Origin of the sequence: Brevundimonas albigilva, from assembly GCF_023573565.1 — a bacterium.
Taxonomy (GTDB): domain Bacteria; phylum Pseudomonadota; class Alphaproteobacteria; order Caulobacterales; family Caulobacteraceae; genus Brevundimonas; species Brevundimonas albigilva.
This window is the reverse complement of sequence record NZ_CP097649.1, coordinates 3,050,948-3,070,662: the sequence shown is the minus strand read 5'-3', so window position 1 is coordinate 3,070,662 and position 19,715 is coordinate 3,050,948. Positions and strand designations below refer to the sequence as shown.

At 69.4% G+C, this 19,715-nt stretch carries 18 protein-coding genes and 1 riboswitch; of the genes, 11 read left to right on the top strand and 7 right to left on the bottom strand.

Translation table 11 applies throughout. The features are described from left to right. Positions 1 to 12 precede the first annotated feature (12 nt). The 4 genes from M8231_RS15315 to M8231_RS15300 form a co-directional block, all read right to left on the bottom strand. Complete coding sequence (locus M8231_RS15315) at positions 13 to 1,749, bottom strand: cellulase family glycosylhydrolase (protein ID WP_250201881.1); 1,737 nt, start codon at positions 1,747 to 1,749, stop codon at positions 13 to 15. A gap of 98 nt (positions 1,750 to 1,847) precedes the next feature. After that, on the bottom strand, positions 1,848 to 3,107 hold the full coding sequence (locus M8231_RS15310) for a hypothetical protein (protein ID WP_250201880.1): 1,260 nt from the start codon (positions 3,105 to 3,107) through the stop codon (positions 1,848 to 1,850). A 55-nt stretch (positions 3,108 to 3,162) separates the two neighbouring features. Continuing rightward, entirely contained in the window at positions 3,163 to 4,008 is an 846-nt protein-coding gene (locus tag M8231_RS15305; protein ID WP_249749316.1) for a ribokinase, read from the bottom strand. Then, positions 4,005 to 4,958: a nucleoside hydrolase gene (locus tag M8231_RS15300; RefSeq protein ID WP_250201879.1), complete on the bottom strand. Its 954-nt coding sequence runs from the start codon at positions 4,956 to 4,958 to the stop codon at positions 4,005 to 4,007. Before M8231_RS15300 ends, M8231_RS15305 begins: the two co-directional genes overlap by 4 nt. Before the next feature lie 310 nt (positions 4,959 to 5,268). Between M8231_RS15300 and M8231_RS15295 the strand changes: the two genes are divergently transcribed. The 8 genes from M8231_RS15295 to M8231_RS15260 all read left to right on the top strand — a co-directional run bounded on the left by M8231_RS15295 (position 5,269) and on the right by M8231_RS15260 (position 12,399). Beyond that, entirely contained in the window at positions 5,269 to 5,607 is a 339-nt protein-coding gene (locus tag M8231_RS15295) for a type II toxin-antitoxin system PemK/MazF family toxin (protein WP_249751901.1), read from the top strand. Positions 5,608 to 5,826: 219 nt separating this feature from the next. Continuing rightward, positions 5,827 to 6,654, top strand: coding sequence for a TIGR02587 family membrane protein (locus M8231_RS15290; protein ID WP_250201878.1), 828 nt, complete (start codon positions 5,827 to 5,829; stop codon positions 6,652 to 6,654). Positions 6,655 to 6,658: 4 nt separating this feature from the next. Then, positions 6,659 to 7,045: a hypothetical protein gene (locus tag M8231_RS15285; protein WP_249749318.1), complete on the top strand. Its 387-nt coding sequence runs from the start codon at positions 6,659 to 6,661 to the stop codon at positions 7,043 to 7,045. A gap of 18 nt (positions 7,046 to 7,063) precedes the next feature. After that, a riboswitch (TPP riboswitch) is annotated at positions 7,064 to 7,173 on the top strand. Positions 7,174 to 7,245: 72 nt separating this feature from the next. After that, positions 7,246 to 9,282 (top strand): phosphomethylpyrimidine synthase ThiC, encoded by a 2,037-nt coding sequence (gene thiC, locus M8231_RS15280; RefSeq protein ID WP_249749319.1) that lies wholly within the window; start codon positions 7,246 to 7,248, stop codon positions 9,280 to 9,282. A gap of 119 nt (positions 9,283 to 9,401) precedes the next feature. Next, positions 9,402 to 10,169 carry a DUF5131 family protein gene (locus tag M8231_RS15275; protein WP_249749320.1) on the top strand — a complete coding sequence of 256 codons (768 nt, stop codon included), beginning with the start codon at positions 9,402 to 9,404 and terminating at the stop codon, positions 10,167 to 10,169. Then, entirely contained in the window at positions 10,166 to 11,059 is an 894-nt protein-coding gene (gene tcmP / locus M8231_RS15270; protein ID WP_249749321.1) for a three-Cys-motif partner protein TcmP, read from the top strand. The genes M8231_RS15275 and tcmP overlap by 4 nt, the downstream gene beginning before the upstream one ends. Next, positions 11,056 to 11,226: a hypothetical protein gene (locus M8231_RS15265; protein WP_249749322.1), complete on the top strand. Its 171-nt coding sequence runs from the start codon at positions 11,056 to 11,058 to the stop codon at positions 11,224 to 11,226. Before tcmP ends, M8231_RS15265 begins: the two co-directional genes overlap by 4 nt. Before the next feature lie 327 nt (positions 11,227 to 11,553). After that, positions 11,554 to 12,399, top strand: coding sequence for a hypothetical protein (locus tag M8231_RS15260; RefSeq protein ID WP_250201877.1), 846 nt, complete (start codon positions 11,554 to 11,556; stop codon positions 12,397 to 12,399). Positions 12,400 to 12,598: 199 nt separating this feature from the next. Here M8231_RS15260 and M8231_RS15255 read toward each other — a convergent pair whose 3' ends face one another. Next, positions 12,599 to 13,291: a DsbA family oxidoreductase gene (locus tag M8231_RS15255; protein ID WP_249749325.1), complete on the bottom strand. Its 693-nt coding sequence runs from the start codon at positions 13,289 to 13,291 to the stop codon at positions 12,599 to 12,601. Positions 13,292 to 13,364: 73 nt separating this feature from the next. Then, complete coding sequence (locus M8231_RS15250) at positions 13,365 to 14,273, bottom strand: DUF1206 domain-containing protein (RefSeq protein WP_250201876.1); 909 nt, start codon at positions 14,271 to 14,273, stop codon at positions 13,365 to 13,367. A gap of 104 nt (positions 14,274 to 14,377) precedes the next feature. On the opposite strand from M8231_RS15250, the gene M8231_RS15245 reads away from it, so the two are divergent. The 3 genes from M8231_RS15245 (at position 14,378) to typA (ending at position 17,428) form a co-directional block, all read left to right on the top strand. Next, a complete protein-coding gene (locus M8231_RS15245) occupies positions 14,378 to 14,578 on the top strand; it encodes a hypothetical protein (protein WP_249749327.1) in 201 nt (66 codons plus the stop codon). A gap of 119 nt (positions 14,579 to 14,697) precedes the next feature. Continuing rightward, positions 14,698 to 15,393 (top strand): Crp/Fnr family transcriptional regulator, encoded by a 696-nt coding sequence (locus tag M8231_RS15240; RefSeq protein WP_250201875.1) that lies wholly within the window; start codon positions 14,698 to 14,700, stop codon positions 15,391 to 15,393. Positions 15,394 to 15,595: 202 nt separating this feature from the next. Further along, complete coding sequence (typA, locus tag M8231_RS15235; protein ID WP_249749329.1) at positions 15,596 to 17,428, top strand: translational GTPase TypA; 1,833 nt, start codon at positions 15,596 to 15,598, stop codon at positions 17,426 to 17,428. Between the two features lie 57 nt (positions 17,429 to 17,485). On the opposite strand, the gene M8231_RS15230 is transcribed toward typA, so the two are convergent. Next, positions 17,486 to 19,693: a prolyl oligopeptidase family serine peptidase gene (locus M8231_RS15230; protein WP_250201874.1), complete on the bottom strand. Its 2,208-nt coding sequence runs from the start codon at positions 19,691 to 19,693 to the stop codon at positions 17,486 to 17,488. Positions 19,694 to 19,715 lie beyond the last annotated feature (22 nt).

Below are 19,715 nucleotides of genomic sequence, written 5' to 3'. Positions count from 1 at the left end.
CGGCGCCGCTCGTCAGTCGAACCGGATCGCCTCCACCCGACAGGCGGCGCAGGCCTCGGCCTTCAGGATCAGGGTGTTGGTTCCCTCAAGCAACGGCAGGGCCGGCGGGGTCGCCCCGCCCCGACCGTCGCCCGCCGTCAGGTCCAGCATCACCGGCGCGCCGCCGTTCAGCGACACCGACACCCGGCCGCCCGCGCCGATCACCGTCGCCGTCCGCTCGCCCCCCGCCTCCGCCTTCAGGGTGTAGCGCAGCCATTCGCCGGTCTCGAATTCAACCACCACCGGGCGGCCCCCGTTCAGAGCGATGTCCACGGCGATGTCGACGCCGTCGTTCCGCCAGGTGCGACCGGTGTTCCACCAGGGAATGCGCTCTCCCGGCCCGTCGGTGTCGGACGCGTAGACGTCGGACCAGGCCACGCCCGCCCGCCCCAGGTCATAGTCCGCCGCCCGGATGATCAGTCCCTCCGCCCCAAGCCGATGCTCCGTGTACGGAATGACGGCGTCCGAATGCGGCTGGCGCAGCATGGCGTCGACCACGTCGCGATGGGCGAAATTGTTCTCGAAGCGGATGTCGTAGGTCGCCAGCCGCATCAGCGTCGCCTCCGCCTCGGCCTCCGGCGGCCTCGGCCCCTCGCCGGTCAGATAGGCGACCAAGGCCGCCCAGCCCGGATTGGGCGTGATCTCCAGCGGCTGGTTGAATCCGATCTTCTTCAGCGGCCAGAAGGCCCAGCCGATCCCTTCGCCCTCGACCGTGGCGATGGTCTCGGTGAACCAGCTGTTGGAGTTCTCGCCCGATTCCCCCAGCCACACCGGCGCGCCGGTCTCCTCCCGCAGGCGCAGGATGTCGGCGATGGAGGCTCGATCCGTCGCGTTCCAGTATTTGTGGAAGCTGATGACGGTGTTGTCGTCCCACAGGGGCGTGACGCCGCGATAGTTGTTGCCCCAGCAATTGCCCTCGATGATGATGATGTGCCGCTGGTCCACCTCGCGGATGGCGGCGGTGATCTCCATCATCAGCTGGCGCAGCGGGGCGTTGGTCGTCTCCTCGCAGCCGTGCCCGCCACCCGGCTTTTCGAAGTCCCAGTTCGGCTCGTTGAGGATGTCATAGGCGCCGATCCCCGGCTCGTCGGCGTAGCGTTCGGCCAGCCGCCGCCACAGGGCGACCGTCTTCCTGCGGTTCTCGGCGCTGTCCCACAGCGACGGCTTGTCCGGATCCCGGTCCGAGATGGCCAGGTCCGTCCCCTGCCCGCCCGGCGCGGCGTGCAGGTCCAGGATCAGGTGCATCCCGTTGGCCTTGGTCCAGGCCAAGAGGGCGTCGATCTCGGCGAAGCCCTCGTCCTTCCAGGTGTCCTGTCCCGCAACCGGCTCCTGCTCGATCGGCAGGGTCAGCCGGTCATAGTGCATCGGCAGCCGCACCGAGTTGAAGCCCCACCGCCCCATGGCGTCGATGTCCGCCTTGGTCACATGGTTGGCGCGCCAGGCGGCGTAGAAGGCCTCCGTCTTCTCCTCGCCGATCAGGTCGATGATCCGTTCACGGATGACATGCTGCTGCCCCAGGGCGCCCAGCTGCAGCATATAGCCTTCCTGCAGCAGCCAGCCCCCCAGCCCCATGCCGCGCAGGATCACCGGCTCGCCCGCCTCGTCGACGATCCGCGTCCCCTCGACCCGCAGCCAGTCCTGCGCCGAGGCGCTCCCGGCCATGCCGACCACCAGGGCCGCCGCGCAGGCCGCCCGTCCCAAAGCCCTCATCGTCGCCTCCCGGACGTTCTTGTGAACGTTCTCAGCCGCGGAGGGTCGCCCGCGATCCCGGAGGCGTCAAGACTCGCCGATCCGTCGGCGTCGCGTCTTCAGACGGTCAGTGTCCCGAACGCGGGCTCGATCCCGCGCGTGGTCTCAAGCCGCAGGAAATACCGGCCCGGCCGCAGCATCAGGGTCGCCCGCGCCTGACCCGGCTCCAGCAGCAGATGATCCGCCGGAATCGCCGGTCCCTCGTCGATATGCAGCGCCTGAAGCAGCGTCGGTCCCTCGAACGGCGGCGCCGCCACCTCGACAGGCTTGCGCCCGGGGTCGGCCGCCAGCCAGCCAGGTCGCCCGGCGACACGAGGCAGACGCGGATGAAAGACGCTCAGGTCGGTCTTGCCGTCATAGATTCGATTGGCGAAGACCTTTCCATCGCGCCACACGACGATCGGCGCGGTCGGCGCGAACCGTCGCAACACGGCCGCCACTTGCGGGCTGTCGGTTTCAGGCCGGGTTCCGGGCCAGTTGCCGGATTGATCGATGGTCAGCGGATCGATCCCGGTCACGGCCTTCAGCCGTCCCGCGAACCACAGCCCGCCCCATCCTTCCGCCTCCAGGGCGTGGTTGTAGCCGCACAGGACGAAGATGCGGGCGTCGGGTCGCGACTTCAGCACATTCTCGATCAGGTTCGTCGCCTGAGCGGTCTCGCGCGCGACGACGCGCGCCTCACCGCTCGCATCGGCGGGCGCGCTCTGGTCGTCCCGCTGTTCGTAGTCGGCGAAGACATAGCCCAGGCTCGCCGCTTCCCGGACCGTCTCGGCGAAGACGGGATCGGCGATGTAATAGCCCAGCGCCTGGCGGAAGGGCGCGCCTTCGCGGTACGTCCAGACGCCGGAGCGGAACGCCGGCGATCGCGGGGTGAACGTCTCCGCCGCGAAGGTGTCGAACCCCAGGGGTCTCAGCGCTCGCATCACGCAGGCCGCGAAACCACGGTGACCTGAAATGTTGTGCGCCTCGTTCAGTATGACGACCTGCCGGTCGGCGGCCGCGTCGACGATGACGTCCAGCGCGTTCCGGCTCTCCGCCCTGATGAGATCGGGCAGGGCCAGATCGGCGGGCCGTTCGCGTTCCTGGCTGCCGATGGCGGTTTCCTCATCGCCGAGAAAGGCCGCGAACTGCGGCGCCAGCGCCATGGCCGACTCGTCGCCGGCCGCCGCCTGGGCCTTCAACTCCAGATACTGCGGCAGGTAGCGTCCCTCGATGCGAAACTGCTCTTCCGCCGTCAGTCTCTCCTGCGACCGCGCGGATGACGCGGCCAGAGCGGCCGTCGCCGCCATCGACAGGCCCAGGGATCTTCGCGTCAACATCCTTCGCCCTCGCTGCAACTCACAGGTGCGATCGGACGGTCATGTGCCGACGCTGTCAACCCGACAGCAGCGCCTCGACCTCCGCCCTTTCCGGCAACGAGGACTGCGCTCCCGCCCGCGTCGCGGCGGCGGCCCCGGCGGCGCAGGCGAAGCGCAGGGCCTCGGCCGGGTCCATGCCCTCGAGCAGCGCCACGGCGAGGGCGGCGACGAAGGCGTCGCCGGCCCCGGTCGCGTCGATCGCCTCGACCGCGGGCGGCGTCGCCCAGGCCATCTCCACCCCGCGCTGGTACATCGCCGCGCCCTTGGCGCCCTTGGTCACCACCACCCGGCCGCCGCCCCGGTGCAGGCCGTCGCCGTAGAAGGCGGCCTCGGTCTCGTTGACCACGATCAGGTCGGCGCGGCGCAGCAGCCGCTCGGACACCGGCTGGGCCGGCGCCAGATTGGCGCAGACGAAGCCGGTCGCCCGGCCCACCGCCGCCTCCACCGTCTCGATCGGCAGCTCCAGCTGCACGATCAGCGCCCCCTCGATCCGCTGCGGCAGCTGTTCGGGCGTGACCAGGTGGTTGGCCCCGGCCGCGACGACGATCTGGTTCTCACCCGTCGCATCGACGGCGATCAGGGCCACGCCGGTGGGCGCCGCCACATCGACCTCCACCCCCGCCAGGTCGACGCCGTAGTCCTCCATCAGGGCCAGCGCCTCGCCGGCCTGGGCGTCGTTCCCCACCCGTCCGATCAGGCAGACCTCGGCGCCCAGCTTCTCGGCCGCCAGGGCCTGGTTCGCCCCCTTGCCGCCGGGGTGGCGCGACAGGGCCGCGCCCGTCACCGTCTCGCCCGGCGCGGGCAAGCGTTCGGCGCGCGCCACGAAGTCCAGGTTGATCGAACCGACGACGGTGATCCTCATCGGGCGGCCTCCTCCAGGGTGCGGGCGATCAGGTCGAACACGCCCTGGGCGTCGGCGCCGACGGCCCAGCGGTGGCGCGCCGTCGCCGGATCGACGCGGAACTCCACCGCCGTGTGGCCGCGCGTCAGGTCCGACTGGGTCTCCACCTCGATGCGGCACGGCCTCAGGTCGAACAGCGCGGGCGCCATCGCCCACGCCACCGGGCAGGCGTCGTGCAGCGGCGCGCCCCAGTCGGGCGTGGGCCAGCCGACGATCTCGCGCTCGACCCGCTGCGAGAAGCGCAGCATGGCCGCCGCCGTCCGCGCCGCCTCGCTGTCCACGGCCTCTATGGCCCGGATGCGCGCCTCGGTGGCCCGCACCTGGTGCGTCGCGTCCAGGCCGAAGGCGACCACTTCGCAGCCCGATCCGAACACCACCGCCGCCGCGTCCGGGTCGGCCCAGATGTTGAACTCGGCCGAGGCGGTGATGTTGCCGCCCTCCGCGCGCGCGCCGCCCATGACGGCGACCGGCCCCAGCCGCCCCGCCAGCCGGGGCTCGCGCCGCATGGCCAGGGCCAGGTTGGTCATCGGCCCCAGCACGGCCAGGCTCACCGTCCCCTCGGGCCGGCGCATGACCAGGTCGACGATGGCGTTGGCCGCCGGCCCGTCGCCGACGATGGCGGCCGGCTCGAACGGTTCCAGGTCGCCCAGACCCTCCGGCCCGTGGAATTCGCCCGCCCCCGCCGGGGGCCGCTTCATCGGCCGTTCCGCCCCGCCGAAGACGGGCACGTCCGCCCGCCCGGCGATCTGGCGCATCATGCGCGCGTTCCGCTGGGTCGCATGGCCGGGCGCGTTGCCGGCCACGGTGGTGATCGCCAGCAGATCCAGCGCGGGCGCCGCGAAGGCCAGCAGCAAGGCCACGGCGTCGTCCACGCCGGGGTCGCAATCGATGATGAGGGCAGGTCTGTTCACCGCGCCTGACTAGGCAGCCCCGCCGCCCCCGGCAAGCGGCATCGGTCGCGGCGGGCGTGGCGCCTATCCGATGGCGTCTGGAATTTCTCGCAATCCGGCGTGGTTGCGGCTCACAATCCGGCATTGAAAGTCGGGGTTCATCGGGCAAGATCACGGGCATGACGAAACCACCCCGCAGGCCATTGACCGCAACCCCGGCGATGCGTGAAGCCGCCGCCGAGCGAACCTCGCCGGACCTGCGCAGCGACCGAAATCGAACCTCACTCGCGACACGCGTTCGGGCGAAGTCTACTGGTGCGAGTTCAGCCCCCTGAACTGGACGCCGGAGTTCGATTATCAGCACCTTGTGGTCATCGTCAGGGGCGGAAAGATCTCAAACGACATTCACGTGGTTCTGCCGCTGACCAAGTCGGATCAATCGGGCAATCCCCATGGATACCGCCTTGCGCATAATCCGAACCCCGGCTCGGCGGCGGAGTCCTGGGCGGTCTGCAATCACGTCTATTCCGTCGCGTCCGAGCGTCTCCAGCCCTTGCGGGACCCGGGCGGCAATCGTCGCACGCCGGAAAAACTCCATCCCGATGATCTTCGCCAGATCAGCGCGCGTATGCAAAGGGCGCTCGCGACCTTCCTCGCCCTGGGGGTCTAGGCCTCGCTCGGACAAGTCGCGGCTGGGTTGAATTCTGCCGCCTGGCGGCTATATTGGAGTCACGGTTTCGGCCGTTGGACCGCGTGCGGTCCCCGCCCCTCACGGGGCTAATCAAAAGGGCCAGTCGTTCGCCGACTGGCCCTTTTATTTCCGAGGTCCCGGAAGCGGCCGCCCACCGGCGCCACGGAGCCAAAGCGCCTCCTCAAGCGTTGCCGCGACATGACCGCCGCCCGCCCCTTCGATCTGCGCCGAGAGAGCGCCTATCTGCGCGACCTGGGCCGCGCCTTCGGCGGGGCGCTGCTGTTCAACGTCCCCCTGCTGATGACGATGGAGATGTGGGAGCAGGGCGTGACGATGGATCGCTGGCGGCTGCTGGCCTTCATCCTGTCCGGCCTGCCGCTGCTGTACGGCCTGGCCTATTACGCCGGCTTCTCGAAGCGGCGGGGGCTGAGGAACGACCTGCTGGACACCGCCGTCGCCCTGGCGGTCGGCTTCGTCACCGCCTCGGTCCTCTTGGTGATGTTCGGCGTGGTCGACTGGAACGCGCCCCCGCGCGAGGCCCTGGGCATGGTGGCGCTGCAGGCGATCCCCGGCGGCATGGGCGCCCTTCTGGCGCGGCGCCAGCTGGCGGGCGGGGGCGGCGACGACGGTGACGAGGACCAGGCCTCCTATGTCGGCGAACTGTTCCTGATGGCGGCGGGCGCCCTGTTCTTCGCCCTGAACGTGGCGCCGACCGAGGAGGTCATCCTGATCGCCTACAAGGCCACGCCCTGGCACGCCCTGGCGCTGATCGTCGCCTCGGTCGCCCTGATGCACGTCATCGTCTTCGAGGCCGGGTTCGCCGGCCAGGAGGAGGCCGAACATCCGCTCAAGGCCTTCGCCCACTTCACCCTGCCCGGCTACGCCATCGCCCTGGGGATCAGCCTGTTCGTCCTGTTCCTGTTCGGCCGGGTCGAGGGCCATTCGCTGGAGGGCCTGACCCAGACCGTGATCGTCCTGGGCTTTCCCGCCGCCGTCGGCGCCGCCGCCGCCCGCCTGCTGGTCTGAGCCCATGCCGTCCAGGAAGACTCCCGCCCGAAAGGTCGTCGCCCCCCGCCCGGTGCTGCAGGCCGTCATGGCCGCGCTGGGCGCCCTTGTCACCCTGGCGGCCCTGGCCATCGTGGTGTGGGAGGCGATGCAGCCCGCCGCGCCGCCCGCCCTTTCGGCCCGCATCGTCGGCGTCCAGGCCACGTCCGCCGGCCACGTCGCCACCGTCGAGGTCTCGAACGACGGGCTCGACACCGCCGCCGGCGTCGACATCGAGGGGGTGCTGGGCGACCAGACCGCGACGGCCACCCTGGACTATGTCCCCGGCCGGGGCCGCGCCAAGGCCTATCTGCGCTTCGACGCCGACCCGACCCGGGCGGCCGTGTCGGTCAAGGGCTGGTCGGCGCCCTGACCCTGGGTTAATGTGTCCGCCTGTTCTCCCGGGGGCGGCAATCGAGCCGCTGAGATAAGGGTCTCTCCCTTGACCGGTCGAACCTGATCCGGGTCATGCCGGCGAAGGGAAGAGATCCTGACGGGCCGCATCGCCGCGGCTTGTCATCCCCGCGCGAGCGGGGACGCGCCGGCGGTCCCTCTTTTGAAGAAGAGGCCGCCATGAACGTTCATATCTCCAACACCTCCACCGACGAGGCTCAAGCAGCGAGCGACCGCGTCGCGAGCGATAGCCTCCCTCTCAGCGAAGCGCGGAAGAAGGTCGCGGCGAAACACGGCCGCATCCCCACCGGCCCGCGCGAGGGCGGACACAAGGTCTATGTCGCCGGCGACCTCTATCCCGACCTCCGCGTCCCCTTCCGCGAGGTCCGCGTCCACCCCAGCGCCAACGAGCCGCCGGTGACGATGTACGACCCGTCCGGCCCCTACACCGACCCTGACGCCCGCATCGACATCACGCGCGGCCTGAACGCCGTCGTCGGCCCCGACTGGCGCCTGGCGCGCGGCGACATCGCCCCGGTCGAGGCCCCGCGCGAGGTCCGGCCCGAGGACAACGGCCACGCCAGCGGCAAGCACCTGGCCCCCCGCTTCGACACGGCGAACCACCGCGTGTTCAGGGGCGTGGCCGGCCGCCCGGTCACCCAGCTGGAATACGCCCGCGCCGGCGTCGTCACCCCCGAGATGGAGTTCATCGCCATCCGCGAGAACCTGAGGCGCGAGCAAGCAGCCAGCGGCGAGCGGCGCGTGGCGAGCGAGGACGCCCAGACCATCACCCTGGCCGACGGCTCGACCCTGGCTCTTCCTTCCTCGCCGCTCGCCGCTCGCCGCTCGCCGCTCGCCAGGGACGGCGAATCCTTCGGCGCCTCGATCCCCGATTTCGTCACGCCCGAGTTCGTCCGCCAGGAGGTCGCCCGCGGCCGCGCCGTCATCCCCGCCAACATCAACCACCGCGAGGTCGAGCCGATGATCATCGGCCGCAACTTCCTGGTGAAGATCAATGCGAACATCGGCAACTCGGCCGTCCTGTCGACCGTCGACGACGAGGTCGACAAGCTGGTCTGGGCCACGCGCTGGGGCGCCGACACGGTCATGGACCTGTCGACGGGGCGCAACATCCACAACATCCGCGACTGGATCATCCGCAACAGCCCCGTCCCCATCGGCACCGTGCCCATCTATCAGGCGCTGGAGAAGGTCGGCGGCGTGGCCGAGGACCTGACCTTCGACGTCTTCGCCGACACCCTGATCGAACAGGCCGAGCAGGGCGTGGACTATTTCACCATCCACGCCGGGGTGCGCCTGCCCTTCGTGCCGCTGACGGCGAACCGCGTCACCGGCATCGTCTCGCGCGGCGGCTCGATCATGGCCAAGTGGTGCCTGGCCCACCACCGCGAGTCCTTCCTGTACGAGCGCTTCGACGAGATCTGCGAGATCATGCGCGCCTATGACGTCAGCTTCAGCCTGGGCGACGGCCTGCGCCCCGGCTCCATCGCCGACGCCAACGACGAGGCCCAGTTCGCCGAGCTGCGCACCCTGGGCGAGCTGACCAAGGTCGCCTGGGACCACGGCTGCCAGGTCATGATCGAGGGCCCCGGCCACGTGCCGATGCACAAGATCAAGCAGAACATGGACGAGCAGCTGAAGCACTGCCACGAGGCGCCCTTTTACACCCTCGGGCCGCTGACCACCGACATCGCCCCCGGCTACGACCACATCACCAGCGCCATCGGGGCGGCCATGATCGGCTGGTTCGGCACGGCCATGCTCTGCTACGTCACGCCCAAGGAGCACCTGGGCCTGCCCGACCGCCAGGACGTCAAGGACGGCGTCATCACCTACAAGATCGCCGCCCACGCCGCCGACCTGGCCAAGGGCCACCCCGCCGCCCGCCTGCACGACGACGCCCTGTCGCGCGCCCGGTTCGAGTTCCGCTGGGAAGACCAGTTCAACCTGGGCCTGGACCCCGAGACCGCCCGCCAGTTCCACGACGAGACCCTCCCCAAGGAAGCCCACAAGACCGCCCACTTCTGCTCCATGTGCGGCCCCAAGTTCTGCAGCATGAAGATCAGCCAGGACATCCGCGACGCGGCGCGCGGGCAGAACGATGCGGGCGCCAGCCTGGCCGAGGCGGAGGCCGGCATGGCGGAGATGTCGGCGAAGTTCCGCGCCGGCGGCGGGGTGGTGGAGGTGAAGGTGTGACGCGCCCAACAAAGGGCGCAACCTAGCATTAACCACGTGGCGGTGAGAATCTCGCCAGCCGACGTCCCCTTCTGACGTGGATAGGATCATATTCCCATCATCGGCTCACGGAGGCGCTGATGGCTGACACGACCATCGAATGGACGGATGCGACTTGGAACCCGGTCGCGGGCTGCTTGGTGATTACACCGGGCTGCACCAACTGTTACGCCATGCGCATGGCGGCGCGTTTGGAGGCGATGGGGGTGCCCAAGTATGAAGGGCTGACCCGTAAGAGCGGCGACCGCTATGTGTGGACAGGTAAGGTTCGCCTGGACGAAGCTTCGCTCGAAATTCCGCTGAAATGGCGGAGGCCACGCAAGATTTTCGTCAACTCGATGTCGGACCTCTTCCACCCGGATGTCCCGCCGGAGTTCGTCGAGCGTGTTTGGGAGGTGATGGCGAAGACCCCTCAGCACACCTACCAAATCCTTACCAAACGGCCTGAGCGGATGAGGCAGGTCGTCACCGACCTCGCGTTGCCGGCACTACCTCACGTGTGGCTGGGTACCAGCGTCGAAGACAGTCGCGTTCTTTCGCGACTGGACGACCTACGCGCAACACCGGCGATTATCCGCTTCGTTTCCTTCGAACCGTTGATCGGATCCGTGGCGAAAGCGAACCTCGACGGAATCCACTGGGCCATCGTTGGCGGCGAGTCTGGTCCGAGAGCACGCCCAATGGCGGAACAGTGGGTCGATGAAATTCGACTCGCTTGCCTAGGTGCGGGGGCAGCATTCTTTTTTAAACAATGGGGCGGGAGGAACAAGAAGGCTGCAGGGCGCCTTCTCCATGGGCGAGAATGGAACAACCTTCCATTGCAAAGCTCTGCTATACTGGCTGAATGAGCGAAGAATCAGATTTGGCCGAAGTCGGCCCATGGGCCGAGCAGAAGTTGGCCGCTTTGGCCTCCTATCTGAATTACTACACGACGGTGCTCAAGAATCAGGTTTGGTGCAGAACGATCTATCTCGATGCGTTTGCAGGAGGTGGAAAGGCGAGCCTCCGTAGCGTAACTAAACACCCGTTAGTTGAAACGCCGCTTTGGGATGACGAGCGCCCGGCAGAGCACACTCAGATTGTTGTAGGCAGCCCAAGAAGGGCTTTGGATCTCGCAAACCCGTTCGACCGATACGTGTTTGTGGACGCTGACCCAAAGCGGGTGAGCCAACTTTATCACCTGCAAAGTGAGTACGAGGGGAGGCGTCGGATCGATGTTCGGCAGGGGAGCGCGGAAGATCAAATTACTTGGCTTCTGAAGCAGAACATCTCCAAGACAACGCATCGCGGCGTGGCGTTTCTCGACCCGTTCGGCGCTCATTTGCCATGGACCTCGGTTCAGGCGCTGGCGGCCACTAGGATATTCGAAGCGATCATCAACTTTCCGCTGCATATGTGCATCAATCGGCTCGCCACGTTGAATCCCGCCATCCCATCAAACTGGCGGGATCAGCTCGACAGTTTCTTTGGGCCGGGGTGGTACGATGAGGTTTACGAAACCACCGAGGGCTTGTTCGGCGCAGCGACTAGGAAGAGGGCTGACGCAACCGATCGACTTCTCCGATTTTATCGAGCAAACCTAAAAAACGCATTCGGTCATGTCTCTCAACCTATGCTTATTCGAAATACGAGAGGTAGCCCACTGTACTACATCATCTGGGCGGGCCCTCACCGTAAAGGGTTAGAGGGAGCGGATTACGTCCTAAAGACAGGGGAACGCTTACAGAAGCGAGCATGATGCCCACCCTCGTCCTCCTCGCCGGGCCTAACGGCCGCGCGGGGGAGATGGCCAAGAACGGCACGCGCGAAGAGAAGTCCGGCAAGTTCCTGCCGCCGCCCGGCTGGAAGGGGCGTCTGGTCGCCGCCGACGACGCGCCGCGCGCGCTGAGGAAGACGCGGGCCTGACTTTCGTCATCCTCCGGCAAGCCGCGCAGCGGCGCGGACCGGGGGACCCAGCGGCGCGCGGGAGCGCGAACCTGTCGCGGACTCGGCGGCCGACGGTCGTGCGGCGGACATATCGCCTTCGGCGCCGCTGGGTCCCCCGGTCTCGCTGCGCGAGCCGGAGGATGACGAAAGAGGGAAGGCGAGGCCTCTGCCATCCTAATTCCGCCACCCCGCCCTCTGAATTCCCTCGCCTTTCCGCCGCCGCGCGCCAATCGACCTAACACCCCTCCCGGCCGTCCCATAATGCCCCGGCCCCGCGCGTGGGGCGGATCGGCGTCGGAGGGGCGCATGGAACGGGATGAGGATCGCCGGCCGGGCTGCGGGCCCGATGACGCGGGATCGGGCTGGGACGACGGCCGGGCGCCCTATGACTATTGGGACGGCCGCCTGACCAATGAGGACTTCGTCGACCGCCCCCGAAACGAGGGATCTTGCGACGAGGGATTCAGCGACGACCCGCCCCGCCCCGACGCGCCCCGCGACCCCGCGCGCCCCCTCTACGACGGGCGGCCCGTGCGCGATCCCTATGACCGGGGCGGCGGCTATCGCCGCGTGTCCGAGGCGGCGTGGGCGCGGGCGCGGGAGGAATATCTGCAGGGCGAGTCCTGCCCGACCGTGTGCGCCCGCCACGGCATGGCCGAGTCCACCTTCCGCCAGCGCGCCAAGGCCGGGGGTTGGCGCCGCATCGACCAGCCCGATCCCGAGCCGGTCGACCTGGACGCCGAGGAGGAGGCGGGCCTGCTGGACTACGCCCAGATGGCGCGCCACGCCCTGGTGCGGCTGAACCGCGCCGTCCTGCGCGGCCGGGTCGCCGAGGCCGCCGGCTGGATGCGGCTGCACACGCGCCTTTCGGACCTGGCCCGCGCCGCCGATGGAACGCCGCCCGCGCCGAAACCCGCTCCGAAACCTGCGAAGACCCCCGACCCCCAGGCGACCGCGATGGCCAAGGCCCGCACCGTCCAGACCCTGGTCCGCGCCGTCGCCGACCTGGACCCGGCGGACCCGACCGGCCGCCGCCTGATCGACAAGAGCCTGGAGGTGCTGGACGCCCTGGAGCGGGCGCCGATTTCAGACGATTCACTCTATTCAGACGGTGGTTTTCCGGACGCGGAGCCTGAAACCGGCCCGCCGTGATTTCCTTCTTTCGTCATTCCGGGCGAAGCGCAGCGGAGACCCGGAACCCAGCGGCGCCGAAGGCGAAATCTATCCGTCGCGTGATGTCTGAAGGCCTGATCTGCGACAGGTTCGCGCTCTCGCGCGCCGCTGGGTCCCCCGGTCTTCGCCGCTGCGCGGCTTGCCGGAGGATGACAAAAGAGGATGACGAAGGGAGAGCCTACGCCTCCTTGGCGATCTGGCGCAGCGCCTGTTCGAACGCCTCGGCCGGCTGGCCGCCGCTGATCAGATACTTGCCCTCCACCACCACGGCGGGGACTGAGTTGATGCCCCGCGACCGCCACAGCTGCTCGGCCTGGCGCACCGCCTGGGCGTAGCGGCCGGACGCCAGCACCTCGGCCGCCTCGGCCCGGTCCAGCCCCGCGGCCTCGGCCGCCTGGGTCAGGACGCCGGCGTCGGTCAGGTTGCGGTTGTCGGTGAAGTGGGCGGTGAACAGCGCCCGCTTCAGCGCCTTCTGCTTGTCCGGCGCTGTCTCGTGCGCCCAGTGCAGCAGGCGGTGGGCGTCGAAGGTGTTCCAGATGCGGCTTGTCTCGCCCATCCGCATGTCGAAGCCCGCTTCCGCCGCGCGGGCCTTGATCATCTCGCGGTTGGCGGCGGACTGTTCGGGGGTCGAGCCGTACTTGCGGCCGATGTGTTCGACGATCCCCTCGCCCTCGGGCGCCATGTCGGGGTTCAGCTCGAACGGCTGGAAGGCGATGTCGGCGGCGATCCCCTCGGGCTCCAGCCGCTCCAGCGCCGTCTCCAGCCCGCCCAGCCCCACCACGCACCAGGGGCAGACGACGTCGGAGACGAAGTCGATCTTCAGGGTCTTGAGCGGGGCGGGGGTCGAGGTCTGGGGGGCGGTGTCGGTCATCGGCGCGGCCTTCTGGAACAGCAGGTGTTGCGATGGGATATGGCGACGCGAGCGGCCAATGCCAGGCCCCGGCTCACCCCAGCTCCCGGGGCGCGCGGATGCGCCGCCAGCGGGCCTCCACGAAGGCGAAGGCGCCGAAGGCCATCAGCCCGGCCGCCGTCAGCCCCAGGATCCACGATCCGCCCGGCTGGGCCTCCAGCGCCGCCAGCGCCCCGGCCGTGCTGGTCACCTCGCCCGCGCGGGCGTGCAGGCCCGCCAGCACCACGAAGACGCCCAGCGGCAGATAGGCGAAGCCCCGCGCCGCATAGCCCGTCCGCGCCAGGATCGAGGCCGGCCGGCAGAAGGCCTCGGGGCAGGCCAGGGCCGCGTCGAAGTCGTCCCGGAAGGCCCTGACGATGTTGCCGATCCCGACCGCCAGGACCACCAGCCCGGCCGTCGCCAGCAGGGCCCCGCCGAAGGGCAGGCCCAGCAGCATGGCCGCCTTCTCCTGGTTCTCGGCCACGCTCTCGGCCCGGTCGGCGGCGGCGCTGGTCGCCTCGCCTGCCTCGTCCAGATACTCGAACACCCCGGCCGCCAGCACCCCGTAGAACAGCCCGCTCAGCGCCTGGCCCGCCCGCGTGGCCCAGCCCTTCAGGTCCGTCCCCTCATGATCCGCGTCGAACACCGCCTGCAGCACGCGCCAGCCGACGAAGGCCCACAGCCCCAGGCCCAGCAGCACCAGCCACAGCCGCCCGAACGGCTGCTCGGCCAGCCAGCCCGCCGCCCCGCCCGTGCCGACCGCCGCCCCGATCCGGTCCGTGGCCGCCAGCAGGGTCAGCGCCCCCGCCGACAGATAGACGAAGCCCCGCGCGCCATAGCCGATCCGTGCGGCCCACTCGACCAGGGTCGCCAGCCTGGGCGTCCGCCGGGCCAGCGGCAGGCGGCGGCGGGCGGTCTCTCCCAGGCGGGCGGCGGCGCGGCGAAGGGGGGCGAAGGCGGTCATGACCGGGCGTCAACGCCGGGCCTACGGCAAAGGCTCCGCCTCTGTCGCCTTCCGACAGACGCCGGTCGTCGATCCGGCCTATCCTTCGCTGTCCGGGGCCTGCGATGCGCATCTACGAACTCCACTTCTTCGACGACGAGGGCCGACGCCCGCTGCTCGACTTCCACGACGGGGCCGACGACCACGACGCCCTGCGCGCGGCCGCGGCGCTGCTGGCCCGGCACGCCTCCTGCGCGGGGGTGGAGATCCACGACGGCGACCGCATCGTCGGCCGGCTGGAGCGGTCAAACCTCGGCCCGGTGTGATCGGTCGCGTACACAAGCCGCGAATTCAACGACTTGTCCCCAGATACGGGCCGAAATTACTGCAACGCTGTGTCGGGTTCCGACAGACGCCTTCACGCAATCGCCTTATGCGCGAATTCATGCGTCACCATCCGCCGGGAAATCTCCTGCTCAGCGCCATGGCGCCCGAGGACCGGGCCGCCCTCTCGGCCATCGCGACGCCGATCGACTTCGCCCACGGCCAGGTCTTCGCCGAGCCCGACGACCCGATCGAGCACCTGCACTTCATCGAAAGCGGGTTCTGCTCCTCGGTGGCGGTGCTGGAGGACGGCCGCACGGTGGAGACGCTGATGGTCGGGCGCGAGGGCGTGCTGGGCGTGGTTGCGGCGCTGACCCCTCAACGCGCCCACACCCGCAGCGTGGCCCAGGTGGCCGGCTCGGCCCAGCGGGTGGAGGCCCAGCGCCTGCGCGTCCTGGCGGCCCAGCGGCCTGGGGTGCGCGACATCCTGGCCGACTACATGGCCCGGCTGCAGGGCGAACTGGAGCAGTCCGCCGCCTGCAACGCCCTGCACCACGCCGGGCGCCGCTTCGCCAAATGGCTGCTGCGCTGCCACGACCGGGTCGAGGGCGACACCCTGAACCTGACCCAGGAATATCTGGCCTCGATGCTGGGCTCGCAGCGCACCACGGTCAACGAGGCCGCCCAGGGGCTGCAGAAGGCCGGGGCCATCGCCTATTCGCGCGGCCGCATCACCGTGCTGGACCGCGCCGCCCTGGAGCACGCCGCCTGCGAATGCTACCGCGCCGGCGACGTCTTCCGCCTCAAGGCCGGCTGACCCGCCCGGGCGCGACCGGCCGCGCGCCCCGCAGGTCGCCTGTCAGATCGCCTGTCACGTCGCCGGGCGCCGTGGCGCGCCTGCTCTGGCGTTTGCGAGCACTTGCCTGTAAGAGGCGCCCCGAACACTCCCCCCTTCTCCCTGCACCTTCCTGCAGCGGCGCGGATATCCCGCGGCCGAACACAGTCCGCCCGAGCCCAAAATGAACCTGCGCAACGTCGCCATCATCGCCCACGTCGACCACGGCAAGACCACCCTGGTGGACCAGCTCCTGGCCCAGTCCGGCGTCTTCCGCGCCAATGAGGCGACCACCGAGCGCGCCATGGACTCCAACGACCAGGAGCGCGAGCGCGGCATCACCATCCTGGCCAAGTGCACCTCGGTGCTGTGGAACGGCAAGGCGGGAGAGACCCGCATCAACATCATCGACACCCCCGGCCACGCCGACTTCGGCGGCGAGGTGGAGCGGATCCTGGGCATGGTCGACGGCTGCGTCATCCTGGTCGACGCCGAAGAGGGCGTCATGCCCCAGACCAAGTTCGTGCTGACCAAGGCGCTGAAGATGGGCCTGCGCCCGATCCTGTGCATCAACAAGGTCGACCGCGCCCACGCCGACCCGGACCGGGTGCACCTGGAGACCATCGAGCTGTTCGAGGCCATCGGCGCCTCGCCGGAACAGCTGGACTTCCCGCACATCTACGCCTCGGGCCGCAACGGCTGGGCGACGCTGGACATGAACGAGCCGTCCGACACCCTGGCGCCGCTGTTCGACCTGATCGTCGACCACGTGCCGCCGCCGCCGGTGGCCGAGAACAAGGACAAGCCGTTCCGCATCCTGAACGTGCTGATCGAGAGCGACCCCTTCCTGGGCCGCATCCTCACGGGCCGCATCGAAAGCGGCAAGGCGGTCCCCGGCATGCCGATCAAGGCGCTGGACCGCGACGGCAAGCAGATCGAACAGGGCCGGATCACCAAGGTCCTGGCCTTCCGCGGCCTGAAGCGCCAGCCGCTGGACGAGGGTTCGGAAGCGGGCGACATCGTCGCCATCGCCGGCATGTCCAAGGCCACCGTGGCCGACACCCTGTGCGCCCTGGAAGTGACCGAGGCGCTGGACGCCCAGCCGATCGACCCGCCGACCATCTCCATGACCGTGGGCGTCAACGACAGCCCCCTGGCCGGCCGCGAAGGCGACAAGGTCCAGTCGCGCGTGATCCGCGACCGCCTGCTGAAGGAGGCCGAGGCCAACGTCGCCATCCGCATCACCGAGACCCCCGGCTCGGACGCCTATGAGGTCGCCGGCCGCGGCGAACTGCAGCTGGGCGTGCTGGTCGAGAACATGCGCCGCGAAGGCTTCGAACTGTCGATCAGCCGCCCGCGCGTGGTCTATCAGACCGGCGAGAACGGCGAGCGGCTGGAGCCGATCGAGGACGTGGTCATCGACGTCGACGACGAATACACCGGCGTGGTCATCGAGAAGCTGAGCCAGCGCAAGGCCGAGCTGCGCGACATGGGCCCGTCGGGCGCCGGCAAGACCCGCATCCAGCTGAACTGCCCGTCGCGGGCCCTGATCGGCTATCAGGGCGAGTTCCTGACCGACACGCGCGGTTCGGGCGTGCTGAACCGCGTGTTCAGCCACTACGAGCCGCACAAGGGCGCGATCGAAGGCCGCCTGAAGGGCGTGCTGGTCTCCAACTCCGACGGCGACACGGCGGCCTACGCCCTGTGGAACCTGGAGGAGCGCGGCGTCATGTTCGTCGGCGCCGGCGAGAAGACCTACCAGGGCATGATCATCGGCGAGAACAGCCGCTCAGACGACCTGGACGTCAACCCGATCAAGGGCAAGCAGCTGACCAACGTCCGCGCCTCCGGCAAGGACGAGGCCGTGCGCCTGACCCCGCCGCGCCGTCCGTCGCTGGAACAGGCCATCGCCTATATCGAGGAAGACGAGCTGGTCGAGGTCACGCCCAAGTCGATCCGCCTGCGCAAGGAAGTCCTGAACCCCTCCTTCCGCAAGAAGCGCGTCCGCGCCGACTGAGGACGGCCATCGCCGGAAACGATCAGGGGAGCCGCGACGCGGCTCCCCTTTTTCGTCTCAGTCCATCAGCTGCTGGGCCAGATAGACATAGTGCCGGGCCCAGCGCCGGGCGTTGGCCACCGGGTCGGCGTCGTTGGAGTGACCGCCCGCCGTGTCCTCGTAATAGAGGTGGTCGTGGCCCTGGTCGCCCAGGCGCGCGGCGAACTTGCGGGCATGGCCCGGATGCACGCGGTCGTCGCGGGTGTTGGTGGTGATGTAGACACGGGGGTAGTCGACCTCGGGCCGCAGCTGCTGGTAGGCGGAATAGCGGGCGATCCACTCGGCCTCCTCGGGGATGCGCGGGTCGCCGTATTCGCCGATCCACGAGGCGCCGGCCAGCAGCTCGTGATAGCGCAGCATGTCGATCAGCGGGCTCTCGATCACCGCGGCGTTGAACAGCTCCGGGTGCTGGGTGATGGAGACGCTGGTCAGCACCCCGCCGTTCGACCGGCCGTAGATGCCCAAGTGACGCGGGCTGGTGATCCCGCGCCGCTCCAGGTCGCGGGCCACGGCGGCGAAGTCGTCGAAGGCGCGCTGCCGGTTCCCGTCCAGCGCCGCCTGGTGCCAGTCGGGCCCGAACTCGCCGCCGCCGCGGATGTTGGCCTGGACGAAGACCCCGCCCCGCTCCAGCCACAGCTTGCCCATCTCGGGCTTGTAGGCGGGGTTCAGGCTGATCTGGAAGCCGCCGTAGCCCAGCATGACGGTCGGCGCCGTCCCGTCCATCGCCAGGTCGCGCGGGCGGGTGACGAAGTAGGGGATCTTGGTCCCGTCGGTCGAGGTCGCCTCATATTGCTCGGTGACATGGGTCGAGGCGTCGAACTTGGCGGGCGCGGCCTTCAGTTCGGTCAGCGAGCCGGCGCTGGCGTCCGCCAGGCTCAGCGTCGGCGGAACGAGGAAGCCCTGGGTCGAGACGAAGACCTGCCCTCGCGACTTGGAGGAGTCGCCCAGGCCGACGGCCAGGTTGGCGGGCACGGCGATGGGCGCGGCGGTCCACCCCGACGGGCCCGCCTGGAAACGCAGAAGCGTGCCGGCGACGTTGTCGGTGACGGCGGCGACGAGGGTGTCGGACAGGACGGCGACGCCCTGCAGCGCCTGACGCTGGGCAGGCTGGAAGACCAGGGCGTCGTCGCGGCCGATGCGCCCGTGCGGGCGGGTCTCGCCCAGCACGCCCAGCGGAAGCGCCAGCAGCGACCCGGCGATGTAGTCCTCTCCGTCGAAGCTCCAGGCCTGGTCGGGCGAGAAGACCAGGCGGCCGTCGATGACGCCGGAGATCCCGACCCGTTCCGGCAGGTTCAGCTTCTGCGCCTTGCCGTCGTGGCTCAGGCTCCAGGTCTCGGACCGGAAGGTGTCCAGCGGACGGGTGATGATCACGGCCTGCACCACGCCTTCCTTGTCGCGATAGACGGCCGGGCTGACGCCGTATCCGCCATCGCCCTGATCGCCGCGATAGACCTCGACCGCCTGGTCCAGGGCCTGGCCGCGCTTCAGCGTCTTGACGATGAAGGGATAGCCCGACTCGGTCATGGTGCCGGGGCCGAAGTCGGTGGCGACCAGAAGCGTGTCGCGGTCCAGCCACTCGATGCGGTGCTTGCCCTCCGGCAGGTTGAAGCCCCCGTCCACGAACCGTTTCGTCGTCAGGTCGAACTCGCGCACGACCACGGCGTCCTTGCCGCCGTCGGACAGGTTGATCAGGCAGCGGGTCTCGTCCGGGGCCAGGCAGTCGGCGCCCTTGAACACCCAGTCGCGGCCCTCGGCCTTGGCCAGGGCGTCGATGTCGAGCAGCGTCTCCCAGCGCGGCTGGGCGGTGCGGTAGCTGTCCAGCGTCGTGCGCCGCCACACCCCCTTGGGATTGGCCGCGTCCTGCCAGAAGTTGCCCACGCCGTCGCCCAGGAAGGACGGCATGGGGATGCGGTCCTCGGCGGTCAGGATGGCCTCGGCCTCGCGGCGGAAGGTCTCGTAGCGGGGGTCGCCGGTCAGGGCGGCCAGGGACTTGCGGTTCTCCTCGGCGACGAAGGCCATGGCCTCGGCCCCGTCCACCTGCTCCAGCGCCAGGTGGTCGTCGGCGGCCGCGACGCCGGCGGGGGTGAGGTTGTGTGGGTAGTGGGGTGGCGGGCCCAAGCGCTCAGGATGGTCGTGCCTGTGCTGCTCATCGGTCGTCACCGGAGCCGTGGCGCAGGCGCCCAGCAGGAGCGCCGGAATGGCGACGGACAGGATCAGGTGACGCATTTCATTACTCCGCTCATCCCGG

Bases quoted from the DNA above. Each gene is read 5' to 3' on its own strand.
- M8231_RS15290 (WP_250201878.1), top strand. From the start codon at position 5,827: ATGACCGCCGCCCGCCCCTTCGATCTGCGCCGAGAGAGCGCCTATCTG.
- tcmP (WP_249749321.1), top strand. From the start codon at position 10,166: ATGAGCGAAGAATCAGATTTGGCCGAAGTCGGCCCATGGGCCGAGCAG.
- M8231_RS15250 (WP_250201876.1), bottom strand. From the start codon at position 14,273: ATGACCGCCTTCGCCCCCCTTCGCCGCGCCGCCGCCCGCCTGGGAGAG.
- typA (WP_249749329.1), top strand. From the start codon at position 15,596: ATGAACCTGCGCAACGTCGCCATCATCGCCCACGTCGACCACGGCAAG.
- M8231_RS15310 (WP_250201880.1), bottom strand. From the start codon at position 3,107: ATGTTGACGCGAAGATCCCTGGGCCTGTCGATGGCGGCGACGGCCGCT.
- M8231_RS15275 (WP_249749320.1), top strand. From the start codon at position 9,402: ATGGCTGACACGACCATCGAATGGACGGATGCGACTTGGAACCCGGTC.
- M8231_RS15255 (WP_249749325.1), bottom strand. From the start codon at position 13,291: ATGACCGACACCGCCCCCCAGACCTCGACCCCCGCCCCGCTCAAGACC.
- M8231_RS15230 (WP_250201874.1), bottom strand. From the start codon at position 19,693: ATGCGTCACCTGATCCTGTCCGTCGCCATTCCGGCGCTCCTGCTGGGC.
- M8231_RS15305 (WP_249749316.1), bottom strand. From the start codon at position 4,008: ATGAGGATCACCGTCGTCGGTTCGATCAACCTGGACTTCGTGGCGCGC.
- M8231_RS15240 (WP_250201875.1), top strand. From the start codon at position 14,698: ATGCGTCACCATCCGCCGGGAAATCTCCTGCTCAGCGCCATGGCGCCC.
- M8231_RS15265 (WP_249749322.1), top strand. From the start codon at position 11,056: ATGATGCCCACCCTCGTCCTCCTCGCCGGGCCTAACGGCCGCGCGGGG.
- M8231_RS15315 (WP_250201881.1), bottom strand. From the start codon at position 1,749: ATGAGGGCTTTGGGACGGGCGGCCTGCGCGGCGGCCCTGGTGGTCGGC.
- thiC (WP_249749319.1), top strand. From the start codon at position 7,246: ATGAACGTTCATATCTCCAACACCTCCACCGACGAGGCTCAAGCAGCG.
- M8231_RS15260 (WP_250201877.1), top strand. From the start codon at position 11,554: ATGGAACGGGATGAGGATCGCCGGCCGGGCTGCGGGCCCGATGACGCG.
- M8231_RS15245 (WP_249749327.1), top strand. From the start codon at position 14,378: ATGCGCATCTACGAACTCCACTTCTTCGACGACGAGGGCCGACGCCCG.
- M8231_RS15285 (WP_249749318.1), top strand. From the start codon at position 6,659: ATGCCGTCCAGGAAGACTCCCGCCCGAAAGGTCGTCGCCCCCCGCCCG.